This is a genomic window from Xanthomonas albilineans, from assembly GCF_009931595.1.
Lineage (GTDB): Bacteria > Pseudomonadota > Gammaproteobacteria > Xanthomonadales > Xanthomonadaceae > Xanthomonas_A > Xanthomonas_A albilineans.
Genome location: NZ_CP046570.1, coordinates 1,135,958 through 1,147,979 on the forward strand (window position 1 = coordinate 1,135,958; position 12,022 = coordinate 1,147,979).

The window sequence follows — 12,022 nt, forward strand, 5'->3', positions numbered from 1 at the left end:
TCATTCGTAGTAACGGCTACGGTCCACCAATGCGGCGATCGGGGCGCTGGACGCGACGTTGCTGTCGGCCATCGCCGCGGCCATGCGTGCGAGTGTGGGCTCGGCGAAGAGTCGCGACAGTGGCAGTCGGCGTCCGAGTCTGGCTTGAATGCGCGTGGTCAGTTGCACTGCCAGTAGCGAATGGCCGCCGATGTCGAAGAAATTGTCGTGCCGGTTGACGTTGCCGACACCGAGCAATTCGCACCAGATCTGCGCCAGTGCACATTCGCTCTCGCCCTGGGGTGGTTCGACCTCGGCGATGCCACGCTGGGCGTCGTCGGGGATGGCTAACGCACGCACATCCACCTTGCCGTTGGGGGTCAGTGGCCAGGCCTGCATGCCCACGTAGGCATCCGGCAACATGTACTCGGGCAATGTGGCGGCCAGGTGGCGACGCAGTGCGCTCGGATCGGGCGTCGATGTGGCATCGGCGTGGGTGCCGATCACATACGCCACCAGACGGCGTTGCCCGGGCACGTCCTCGCGCACGCGCACCAGCGCTTGACTGACCTCGGGATGGCGCTGCAGCGCTGCCTCGATCTCGCCGGGTTCCAGCCGGAATCCGCGGATCTTGCTCTGCGCATCGCCTCGGCCCAGGCATTCGAGCAGACCGTCGGCGCGCCAGCGGCCCAGGTCGCCGGTTCGGTACATGCGTGCTCCCGGTTCCTCGCTGAAGGGGTCGGGGACGAAGTGTTCGGCGGTCAGCCCTGGTTGCCGTAGATAACCCAGCGCCAGGCCCAGGCCGGCGATATGCAGCTCGCCCTGCATCCCCACCGGCAATGCTTGACGATGTCGGTCGAGGACATGCACACGCAGATTGCCGATCGGTTTGCCGATCGGAATGCGCCGGCCATCGTCAGCCACGTCGGTCAACGCCAGGGCGGTGACGAACTGCGTGGTTTCGGTCGGGCCGTAGGTTTGCAGCAAGGTTTGTGGTGGAGTGTCACGCAGTAGTGTGGCGAGCGCCTGTGGATCGGCGATGTCACCACCGGTGATCAGATAGCGCAACGTCGGCAATTCGCGCGCCAGTTCGCTCGCATAGGCACGCAGCACGCCGGCGACCAGGATCAGCACGGTGATGGCGTGGTGGCGGGCGAAGTCGGCCAGTGCACTCGGGTCGAGCATCACTTCCTGGGGCACGACGACCACGCTGCCACCGCTCAACAACGGCGCCCACACTTCCAGCGTGCTGGAGTCGAAGGCCGGGTTGGACGCGAACGCGAAGCGGTCGTTCGCCTGCCAGCTGGCGTAGTCAGGATCGCGCACCAGGTTGAGGACGCCTTGATGCGGAACCATTACACCTTTGGGCGTACCGCTCGAGCCGGAGGTGTACATGACATAGGCTGGCGCGCAGGCCGGTAGCGGCGGCGCCGCGAACGGTAGAGCCGCCATTGTGTCCAGAACGATCGGCAGACAGGGCGCGTTCGCCCATGGTGGCGCCTCGCTGGGCGCGTGCACGATGGCGCGTGCTTGACAGACATCGGCCAACTGGGCGTGTCTGGCCGCCGGTTGCTGCGGATCCAACGGCACATACGCCGCGCCCGCCTTGAGGATGCCGAGTTGCGCGGCCACCAGCGCGGCACTGCGCGGCAGCAGCGTCGCCACGCATGCGCCCGGGCTTACGCCGGCCTGCACTAATTGTTGTGCAATCCTGTCGCTGTACGCGTCCAGTTCGGCATAACACAGGTGCTGCGTGCCGTCGATGACGGCGACCGCGTCCGGTGTGCGGCGGGCTTGCGCCTGAAACGCGCTGTGCAGCGTCGTTGGTGCCTGCAACGGGGATGTCGTGCGGTTCCATTGCTGCAGCAAGTGCCATTGCGTCGCATCCAGTAGCGGGTGTCGGTCCACCGCTAATGTCGGTGCATCGACCAGTGCGGCCAGCAAGCGTGCGTAATGCGCCAGATAACCCTGCATGGTGCTGCGATCGAACAGTGCCGTGGCGTAACGCAGCATGCCGCCGATCCGCGAGGGTGCAATCTGCATGTCCAGCGACAGGTCGAATTGGGCGACGCGATGGTCGTTCGGGTAGGCGCGCAGTTGCAGCTCTGGCAGATCGAGGGCGCGGGACGGCGTGGTATCGGACGAGAACATCGCTTGGCACAACGGTGCATGCGCCAGGCTGCGCACTGGGCGTACCGCTTCGATGATGCGCTCGTAAGGGATATTCTCGTTGGCCTGCGCCGCCAGCAGGTTGCTTTGAACCTGCTCCAGCAATGCCACGAAGCTTGGTCGAGCCGACAGGTCGATGCGCAGTGGCAAGGTGTTGACGAAGAAGCCGATCAGCGGTTCCAGTTCGCTGCGGTGACGGCCGGCCGACGGTGTGCCGATCACCAGGTCGGTTTGGCCGCTGTAGCGCGTCAACAGCACGGCCCACGCCGACAGCAGAAGCGCGAAGCTCGTGGTGCCTTGCTCCAGGGCCAAGGCATGCACACGCATGCTCAGGGCTTCGTCCAGTACCAGTTCCACATCGTCGCCAGCCGTGTCCTGTACTGGCGGGCGTGGACGATCCGTCGGCAATTCCAGCACCGCTGGGGCATTGCGCAACTGGGCGCACCAATACTCCAGTTGGCGCTGTTGTTGCTCGCCATCGACCCAGCGACGTTGCCAGGCGGCGTAGTCCGCGTATTGGATCGGCAATGGCGGCAGTGGATCGAGCGCATCGCTGACGAACGCCGTATACAAAATGCCTAGTTCCTCGATCAGCACGCCGATGGACCATCCATCGGAGATGATGTGATGCATGCTCAGCAGCAGCACATGCTCGTGTTCGGCTAGGCGCAGCAGGCGGCCACGAATCAGTGGCCCGTTGGCGATGTCGAAACCGGTACTGACTTCGGCGTGTGCATGCGCACGCGCGGCGGCTTCCGCATCTGGCTTTTTGCTCAAGTCGATCAAGTGCAAATCCAATGCAAATGGCGCCGCGACGATCTGGCATGGGACGTCGTCCACGCTTGAAAAGCGTGTGCGCAAGGCATCGTGGCGGGCGACGATGCGATCCAATGCACGGCGCAACGCCGGGACATGCAGCATGCCGCTCAGGCGCACGCCGCCATGCATCAGGTACGTGGTGCCGGTGCGTGGGTCGAGCTGGTTCAAGAACCACAGCCGTTGCTGCGCGAAGGACAGTGGCAATGGCGCGCTACGGTCGGTTGTCACGATGGACGGCAGCTTGCTGGTGGCGGCGTTGTCCAGCGCCTGGGCCAATTCGGCCAGACGTGGCTGGGCGAACAACGTGGCCAGCGGCAGTTCCAATCCCAGCGCGCTGCGGATGCGCGAGATCAGCCGCACGCCCAGCAACGAATGTCCACCGAGGGCGAAGAAGTTGTCGTGGCGACCGACCTGTTCGACACCCAGCAACTCGCGCCAAAGGTCGGCCAGTTGTGTTTCTCGTTCGCCTTCGGGCGCCACATATGCTTGCATTACGCGCGCGTCGGCGTCCGGCGCTGGCAGGGTGCGACGATCCAGCTTGCCATTGGCAGTCAACGGGAGCGTTTCCAGGTGCACATAGGCCGTCGGCAACATCGCCTCGGGCAGGCGATTGGCCAATTGACTGCGCAGGCGCTCGGCGCTGTGCACGTCGGCATCGCCAACCACATAGGCCACCAATCGCGGTTCGCCCGGGTGGTCCTCGCGCAGCAACACGACGGCATCCTGCACGCCCGCGCAGGCGCGTAGCGCGGCGGCGATTTCGCCCAGTTCGATGCGGAACCCGCGTAGTTTGACCTGGTCGTCGTTGCGGCCGACATAATCGAGCGTGCCGTCGGGACGCCAGCAGGCGATATCGCCACTGCGGTACATGCGTTGGCCGGGCTGTTCGGCGAACGGGTCGGGGACGAAACGTTCGGCGGTCAGATCGGGGCGGCCAAGATACCCGCGCGCCAGCTGTGGCCCGGCGATATGTAGCTCTCCAGCCACGCCAATCGGCGCGTGTTGTCCGTAGGCATCGAGCACGTACAGACGCAGATGCGCAATCGGTTGACCGATCGGCACGCGTCCGTTGGACGCATGTGCATCGTCAGCGGTGGTCGTGTGGACCGCACAACCGACCACGGTCTCGGTCGGGCCGTATTCGTTGATCAGCCGGGTATGGGGCGCGAGGGCTTGCCAACGCGCCAGCGTGGCGGGCGGCAGCGCTTCGCCGCCGATCACCATCACCGCCGGGTTCAGCGGTGTTGGATGGTCGGCCAATTGCTGACCCAACACTTCCAGATGCGCCGGAGTGAGCTTGACCATGCCCAACGGAGTCGGATCGCACAGGCGTTGCCGCAGGGCATCGAGGGTGTCGTGGTCGGGCAGCAGTTCGACCTGCGCACCGCACAGCAACGGGGCGAGCAGGCTGGTCAGCGTGGCATCGAAGGACAGCGACGAGGACACCACCGCGCTGGGAGTTGGCCGATAGGTCGCGATGGCCCATTGCAGGTAATGCGCGGTACCCGCATGCGTGAGCAAGGTGCCCTTGGGTTGGCCGGTGGAACCGGAGGTGTAGATGACATAGGCCAGATTGTCCGGACACAGGCCGGGGATATCCGGTGCGCCGGGATCATCGTGTTGTGTATCGGCAATGTCGTCTAGGATCAAAACGCTGACCGTGTGTAGGCCAGAGTTGGACTGCAATTGTGTGCGCAGGTCGCTGCAGGTCAGTGCCGCATGCGGGCGACTGTCTTGCAGCAGGAAGGCCAGGCGTTCGCTTGGTAGTTCCGGATCCAGCGGCACATACGCGGCGCCGGCCTTGAGCGTGGCGAGCACCGCGACCACTTGCTCGATGCTGCGTGGCAGGTACAAAGCGACTCGGCTCTCCAGGCCGACACCGGAGCGGCGTAGACGCTGAGCGAGTCGATTGGCCCGTGCATCCAGTTCGGCGTAGCGCAGGGTGTGTGTACCCTCGCGCACCGCGATGGCATCGGGGGTGCGCCGCACCTGTGCTTGGAACAGGTGGTGGATGCAGGTGGCCGGCGTGAGCGGTGCGGTCTCGGTGACGGTGAAGCGCTGCAATTGCGTGCGTTCGGCGGCGGGCAACAGTGGCAATTGCGCGACACGGACATGCGCGTTGGCGACCATGCCGCGCAACAGGGTCACGAACTGGGCCAGATGGCGTTCGATAGTACTGCGCTCGAACAACGCCGTGGCATACCCCAGGCTGCCGACGATACGATCCTGCTGCTCGTGCAGCGAGAACTCCAGATCGAACTTGGCATCGCCGGCCTGTGCCGGGATGGGCTGCAACCGAATCTCGGGCAGGACCAACTCGGCATCAGGCACGTTCTGCCAGGTGAGCACGACCTGGAAGACCGGCTGTGCGGACAAACTCCGTTCCGGGTTGAGCGTTTCGATCACCTTTTCGAATGGCACGTCCTGGTGATCCTGCGCGGCCAGTGCGGTGCTGCGTACATGCGCCAGCAAGTCGGCGACGGTCGGCGCGCCGCGTAGATCGATGCGCAGTGCCTGGGCATTGACGAAGAACCCGATCAGCGCTTCGAGTTCGCTGCGGGTGCGATTGGCGACGGGTGCGCCGATCACCACCTGGTCTTGACCCGACAGTCGTGACAACAGCACGGCCCAGCCGGCCAGCACGGTCATGAACACGGTGGTGCCATGGCGTTGGCTCAGGGCACGCAGGGCGTCGGTGAGTTCGGCATCGATGACGATGTCGACACTGTCGCCACGATAGTCCTGCAATGCTGGACGCGGATGGTCGGTGGGCAGTTCCAGCAGTGCTGGCGCGCCATGCAGGTGCTCACGCCAGAAGCCAAGTTGACGTTGCAGCAGCGGCCCATCGAGCCAGCGGCGTTGCCATACGGCGTAATCGGGATATTGGATCGGCAGCGGCGGCAGCGGATCGGGTTGACCTTGCACGAAGGCGGCGTACAGCGCGCTCAGTTCCTGCACCAGCAACGCCATCGACCAGCCATCCGAAACGATGTGGTGCATGGTCACCAGCAGGCGATGTTGCTGCTCGGCCAGCTGCAACAGGCGACCACGGATCAACGGACCACGACTCAGGTCGAAGGGCGTGTTGGTTTCTTGTTCGGCGTGGAGTTGGGCGTCGGCGTGGGGGTCTGCTGTTTGCCGCAGATCGATGCACTCCAGTGCAAAGCCGACGTTGGCCGGTGCAATCACCTGTGTGGCGCCATCGTCGTTGGCGACGAAACAGGTGCGCAGAGCTTCGTGGCGGGCGACGATGCGATCCAAGGCTTGTTGCAGCGCGGACAGGTTCAGCACGCCGTGCAGGTCCACGCCGCCGGGCATCAGGTAGGCCAGTCCGGCGCGTTCGTCGAGTTGCTGCAAGAACCAAAGCCGTTGCTGTGCAAAGGACAGCGGCAGCGGCGCGTTGCGCTCGGTCTGCACGATGGCTGGCAGGGTGCTGGTGGCGACGTTGTCCAGGGCCTGGGCCAGATCGGCCAGACGCGGCTGGGCGAACAAGGTGGCCAGCGGCAGTTCCAGGCCGAGCGTGCTGCGGATACGCGAGATCAGCCGCACACCGAGCAGCGAGTGACCACCGAGGGCGAAGAAGTTGTCGTGACCTCCGACCTGTTCGACGCCGAGCAGCTCGCGGTAGAGATCGGCCAGTTGTGTTTCCCGTTCGCCTTCTGGGGCGAGGTAGGCTTGCGTCGCCAGCGCGTCGGCGTCCGGTGCGGGCAATGCCTTGCGATCCAGCTTGCCGTTGGGGGTCAGCGGGAACGTTTCCAGATGCACATAGGCATTCGGCAGCATCACCTCGGGTAGGCGATTGGCCAACTGGCTGCGCAGGCTCTGCGCGTTGTGCGCATCGGCATCGCTAATTACATAGGCCACCAATCGCGGCTCGCCTGGTGTGTCCTCGCGCAGCAACACCACGGCATCCTGCACACTGGTGCAGGTACGCAGCGCGGCAGCGATTTCGCCCAGTTCGATGCGGAATCCGCGCAATTTGACCTGATTGTCGTTGCGACCGAGATAATCGAGCGTGCCGTCGACACGCCAACGCGCCAGATCGCCGCTGCGGTACATCCGTGCACCAGGGTGTTCGGCGAACGGATCGGGCACGAAGCGTTCGGCAGTCAGATCCGCACGACCGAGATATCCGCGCGCCAGCTGCGCGCCGGCGATATAGAGTTCGCCCGCTACGCCATGTGGGCACAGCTGCGCATGCGCATCGAGAACGTAGACGCGCACGCCGGTGAGCGGGCGTCCTAGCGGGATGCGCTCCTCATCCTCACCCAGCCCGTGCATGAGGCAGCCCACCGTGGTTTCCGTCGGGCCGTAGTGGTTGAAGATCTGCGTGCTGGGCGAACGCGCACGCCACCAGCGCACGGCATCGGCTGACAACGCCTCGCCACCGAGCACCAGCACCCGCACGCACCCGTCCAGCGGAGTATCGCCAAGTTCCTGCTGCAACAGCGCCAGATGGGAAGGGGTGAGTTTGAGCGGAGCGATGCCGCGCCCCTGCCGCAGTGCATGCGCCCACTGCGCCGGTGTACTGTCGTGCGCGCACAACTGCACGGTGGCCCCGCACAGCAGTGGAGGATAGACGCCGGTCAGGGCCAGATCGAAATGCAGCGAAGTGAAAACCAGTGAGATATCGCCTGCTTGCAGGGCACAGCGTTCGGTCAGTGCTGCGGTGTAGCCGACAAGACCCTGGTGGGGGATCATGACCGCTTTGGGCCGGCCAGTGGAGCCGGAGGTGTACATCACATAGGCCAGATGCTGCGGCCCCAGTCCTGCGATTTCGGGATTACGCGCGGACTCCGGCGTGATCGCGAGATTGGCCAAGGCGATCGTCGGTTGCGTCAGTCCATCGCGCAACGCGGCAGGCAGCGTCTGGTCGACGACGACGGCGCAGGCGCGGCAGTCGTCCAGCAGATCGTGCAGACGCCTGTCAGGCAAGGCCGGATCGAGCGAAAGATAGGCGGCGCCGGCTTTGAGGACGCCGAGCATGGCCACGATGGCGGTGATGCCGCGTTCCAGGCAGATTGCCACCCGGTCGTCCGGGCGCACGCCCAATGCGCACAGGTAATGGGCCAGCCGATTCGCCCGTGCGTTCAACTCGCCATACGTCAGCGACACCTCGCCCTGCACCAGTGCGATGGCTGATGGTGTTCGCGCCACTTGTGATTCGAACAGTTCGTGCACACAGGCATCGCGTGGATAATCAACTGCTGTCGCATTCCACTGCGTCAACACCTGCTGACGCTCGGCCTCAGGCAGCACGTCGAGATCGCGCACCCCCGTCTCCGGTGCATGGACAAGCGCATCAACGAGCCCTGCCAGCGCCTGCATCAGGAACGCGCCTATCCGTCCCGGGACCAGTGGGTGCTGCGACTGCACATTCACTGTAAAACCCGATCCAACATCATCGATGGAAACGGTAAGCGGATAATTCGTCCGCGTCTGAATTGACAGCGTCTGAATTCCCTCCCAGGCCATCGCCTCGGCAGCATCTTCTGCCTGGACGCCATGCCGGTAATTGAGCAGCGAAGTGAACAACGGCGCTGGCGCAGGAACACCGCTGCACCGTTGCGCCAGCGATAGCGGCGCATGTTCATGCCGCAACAGCCCGGCAAGACGCTGTTGCACCATGCGTACACTTTCCACCACGTTGGATCTATCAATTTCGATCCGTAGCGGCAACGTGTTGATGAACACCCCCAGTGCACGGTCGGCCCCCGTCCCGCCCTGCATGCGGCCAAACAGCACCGTGCCGAACACAACCGTCTCACACCCCGTGGCGCGCGCCACCACCTGCGCCCAGGCCAGATGGAACAGGCTGGCCGCACTCACGCCAAGTACGCGTGCCTGGTCGCGCAGCAATGCCGACAGCGGATCCGGCAATTCAAGCCGTGCCTCTTCCACGTCCGCTCCATCGCCTTGTACATTGACCACGCCAAACGGTGCACAGGGCTCCTCCACATCGCTCAGCATTGCCCGGAAATACGCTTCATGCTCCTCGCGACTCACGCCCAACAGCGCTTGTGCCACAAAATTGCGGAACGGTAGCGGCGCCGGCAAGCTGTCGGCGTCACCACCCAAGTGGCAGCGGACTTCTTCCAGCACGATTTCCAGTGTGGTGTGATCCAGGGCAAGGTGATGGCAGAGCAACTGCAACAACCAACGGCCATTGGCCGGATCCTGTGCCGCCACGCCACGCATCAGCGGCGCCTGACGCACGTCCAGACGCCAGTGCCGTGGGTCGAAGCGCGACTGCAACTGTGCGGCCACCTCGCCATCGGCCTCATCCAGGCAGAGGTGCTCGATCACCAGCGTGGCGCGGCGCCACACCACTTGCACGGGGGCGGCCAGTCCTTCCCACGCCACCGCCGTGCGCAGGATGTCGTGACGATCGATCACACGTTGCAAGGCATCGATAAATCCGTCCAGACGCGAACGGCTGTCGAAGGCGATCAGGTTCGGTTGCAGATAGGCATCGCCTTGGCGCTGTAGCAGGTGATGGAAGAAAATGCCTTCCTGCAAGGGAGCCAGCGGATAGATGTCCTGGAGATTGGCAGAGCCGCCCGGGATTATCGCGACGATGCTGTCGATCTGTTCCTGCGTGAGTGTCACCAGCGGCAGCATCTCCGGCGTGATCACCGCGCTGTCGGACGCAATCTGGTTGGGCGGAACATTGACCGATACGGCATCGCTCGCAGCCGCCAATGCAGCAAGCGTCGGCGTGGCGAACAAGGTGCGCAAGTCGGCCCGCAGACCTTGTTGTCGCATGCGCTCGGTCAGTGTCACCGCCAGCAACGAATGCCCGCCAAGCGCAAAGAAGTTGTCGTGCCGACCGATCGTCTCTAGACCCAGTAGGTCACTCCAGATCGCGGCAATGGTCTGTTCGATCGCACCCTGTGGTGCTTCATACGCATGCGCCGCATAAGCCGCTGCATCCGGTGCCGGTAACGCCTTGCGATCCAGCTTGCCGTTGGCGGTCAACGGCAGCGTTTCCAGTTGCACGTAAGCGGTGGGCAACATGTAGTCGGGCAGGCACACGTCGAGTTGGGTACGCACGGCCTCCGGGCTGAGGGCAATACCATCGACATCGCCGACCAGATAGGCCACCAATCGCGGTTCGCCCGGGTGGTCCTCGCGCAGCAACACGACGGCATCCTGCACGCCCGCGCAGGCGCGTAGCGCGGCGGCGATTTCGCCCAGCTCGATGCGGAACCCGCGTAGTTTGACCTGGTCGTCGTTGCGGCCGAGATACTCCAGCGTGCCGTCCGCACGCCAGCAGGCGATATCGCCACTGCGGTACATGCGTTGGCCGGGCTGTTCGGCGAACGGATCGGGCACGAAGCGTTCGGCGGTCAGATCGGCACGGCCCAGATACCCGCGCGCCAGCTGTGGCCCGGCGATATGTAGCTCTCCAGCCACGCCCATCGGCGCGTGTTGTCCATAGGCATCGAGCACGTACAGACGCAGATGCGCAATCGGTTGACCGATCGGCACGCGTCCGTTAGACGCATGTGCATCGTCAGCGGTGGTCGTGTGGACGGAACAACCGACTACGGTCTCGGTCGGGCCGTATTCGTTGATCAGCCGGGTATGGGGCGCGAGGGCTTGCCAACGGGCCAGCGTAGCGGGCGGCAGCGCTTCGCCACCGATCACCATCACCGCCGGGTTCAGCGGTGTTGGATGGTCGGCCAATTGCTGGCCCAGCACTTCCAGATGCGCCGGTGTGAGCTTGACCATGCCCAACGGAGTCGGATCGCACAGGCGTTGCCGCAGGGCGTCGAGGGTGTCGTGGTCGGGCAGCAGTTCGACCTGCGCACCGCACAGCAACGGAGCGAGCAGACTGGTCAGCGTGGCGTCGAAGGACAGCGACGAGGACACCACCGCGCTGGGCTGCGGCCGATAGGTTTCGATGGCCCATTGCAGGTAATGCGCGGCACCCGCATGCGTGAGCAAGGTGCCCTTGGGTTGGCCGGTGGAACCGGAGGTGTAGATGACGTAGGCCAGATTGTCCGGACACAGGCCGGGAACATCCGGCGCGCCGGGATCATCGTGTTGTCTATCGGCAATGTCGTCCAGGGTCAGCACGCTGACGCGCAACATGGCGCGACTGGCTGGGAGATGATCCTGCAGATCGGTGCAGGTCAGCACTGCGCGCGGGCGGCTGTCCTCCAGCAGGAAGGCCAGGCGTTCGCTGGGCAGTTCCGGATCCAGCGGCACATACGCCGCGCCGGCCTTGAGCGTGGCAAGCACCGCGACCACTTGCTCGATGCTGCGCGGCAGGTACAGGGCGACTCGACTCTCCAGGCCGACACCGGAACGGCGTAGACGCTGGGCGAGCCGATTGGCGCGTGCATCCAGTTCGGCATAGCGCAGAGTGCGTTGTCCTTCGCTCACCGCGATGGCATCGGGGGTGTGCTGCACCTGTGCTTGGAACAGGTGGTGGATGCAGGTGGCCGGCGTGAGCGGTGCGGTCTCGGTGACGGTGAAGCGATGCAATTGCGTGCGTTCGGCGGCGGGCAACAGCGGCAATTGCGCGACACGGACATGCGCGTCGGCGACCATGCCGCGCAACAGGGTCACGAACTGCGCTAGATGGTGTTCGATGGTGCTGCGCTCGAACAACGCCGTGGCATACCCCAGGCTGCCGACGATACGATCCTGCTGCTCGTGCAGCGAGAACTCCAGATCGAACTTGGCATCGCCGGCCTGTGCGGGGATGGGCTGCAACCGAATGTCGGGCAGGACCAACTCGGCATCAGGCACGTTCTGCCAAGTGAGCACGACCTGGAAGACCGGCTGTGCGGACAAACTCCGTTCCGGGTTGAGCGTTTCGATCACCTTTTCGAATGGCACGTCCTGGTGATCCTGCGCGGCCAGTGCGGTGCTGCGTACCTGCGCCAGCAAGTCGGCGACGGTCGGCGCGCCGCGTAGATCGATGCGCAGTGCCTGGGCATTGACGAAGAACCCGATCAGCGCTTCGAGTTCGCTGCGGGTGCGATTGGCGACGGGCGCGCCGATCACCACCTGGTCTTGACCCGACAGTCGCGACAACAGCACG

1 protein-coding gene (only partly in view) is annotated in these 12,022 nt (G+C 64.5%); it reads right to left on the minus strand.

Going from position 1 to position 12,022, the window contains the following annotated elements:
- Nucleotides 1–12,022, minus strand: partial view of a non-ribosomal peptide synthase/polyketide synthase gene (locus tag XaFJ1_RS04985; RefSeq protein ID WP_161525133.1) — the 3' portion only. It continues 23,366 nt past the right edge of the window; the window shows 12,022 of its 35,388 coding nt (coding positions 23,367–35,388); the start codon falls outside the window, past its right edge — the gene reads right to left on this strand; it ends in the stop codon at nucleotides 1–3.